This is a genomic window from Psychroserpens luteus (assembly GCF_015319355.1).
Lineage (GTDB): Bacteria > Bacteroidota > Bacteroidia > Flavobacteriales > Flavobacteriaceae > Psychroserpens > Psychroserpens luteus.
Genome location: NZ_JADILU010000022.1, coordinates 1 through 1,465, shown reverse-complemented (window position 1 = coordinate 1,465; position 1,465 = coordinate 1). Strand labels below are relative to the sequence as shown.

At 30.4% G+C, this 1,465-nt stretch carries 1 protein-coding gene; it reads left to right on the top strand.

Annotated elements, in window-relative coordinates; all coding sequences use genetic code 11:
• Positions 1-142 precede the first annotated feature (142 nt).
• The gene (locus tag IM744_RS20535) at positions 143-1,219 is read left to right on the top strand and encodes a hypothetical protein (protein WP_194510035.1); all 1,077 of its coding nucleotides are present in this window, start codon (positions 143-145) and stop codon (positions 1,217-1,219) included.
• Positions 1,220-1,465 lie beyond the last annotated feature (246 nt).

The following is a 1,465-nucleotide window of genomic DNA, read 5'->3' as shown; positions in this document are numbered from 1 at the left end:
CTATATTTTTTAATTTCAGGAAATTTAAACTAAAAAATATACGGCAGACAACACGTGGTATAAATAATGGCCTAAAAAGCAAGTTTATGGAGAAGGCCACTATTCATACCACTAACCATTGCCAACCATTAAAAAAAACAGAATGCGAATAATACCACTTCTGATATTGATCTTTTTTGTATCCGGAATTCAAGCACAAGATTTGACAAATTTTGAATTGGTCGACAATTACAAATTAGAGGATTTAAAAGTAAAAGTCTATTTCAAAGACCCTTTGAAAGAAATACTTAAAGAGCATCCTGACTTTGACAATAAAGCTGATAAGGAAAAGCACGTATTACTTTCTAAATACCTGCATAATAATACTCTTTATATTTTTCAGACATTCAAGAAAAAGGAATTACAAAAGAGGTATGAATTAATAGGTAATCCAAAAAAAATAAGAACAAAATATTATTTTAACCTTGATATACTCGAAGGAAACGGTAACATTGATAAAGAGATTGATAAGATTAGCGTAGGCGGTTCATTTTTTGAGCATATGCTCTTATTTCAGACAAAACAAGGAAAAGAATTTATTGGAAAAGGAATTAAAATGTGGGGATATTTCGTAATGATTGAACCTTATGACAATCTTAAAAACAAAATAACTGAATTAATAAAAAAGGATTTGCAGAATGCTATTCCAGATGAACTTTTAGTGAAAGAAGAAAAAACAATAGAGCCTCTTTTTGATTACCAAAAATGCGGTTTAAAAACAATCTCAAAACGAGAATTTACAATAACCGTTTTCCAATACGATTCTATAGGAAATGTGAAAAACAAATATCCAAGAACAGAAAAAGATTCTGAATTATACCTTTCTTCTACAAGTAAAGACATAACTGGAGTAACTACGTTTCCGTTTTTCTCTTCTTCAGACAAGAATATTACCAATGGAAATAAGATACAGGTAGAAAGTGAACTTGAAAACATCAATTATTACTTAAAGGACATTGAAATAACTACTGAGTCTAATGAAGTTGTAAAAATAGAAGGTCAATTAATTATACACGGATTTACCACTAAAGGAGAAACAACTAATTATGAACTTTATATTGCGGAATTTGAAAAAATTGATAATTGTAGTTTTCCAAAATTAATCAAGTTCTGCCCATTGGATGACTTGAATTATGAAAAACCAAGATTAACCATTGAAATTGAATATGAACTAAAATAACGGTTGGCAACACCGTGTATAATTAATGGCTGGTTCTCGCCTACTTACGAAAATTCTCGCGAATTTTCTATTCAGTAATTATTTGCTAAATTAGGTGCTTAAACACGCAACTAATCATACACCAAACGTTGTCAGCCATTGCTTATAGCGGAAGGATTCGTTTTTTTAAAGGTGTATGGAAAAAATAAGGAGTTCTTTTTTGTATTGGTGAAAGACCCGCCTTTTTTAAGGGGATTTCCGACCAAG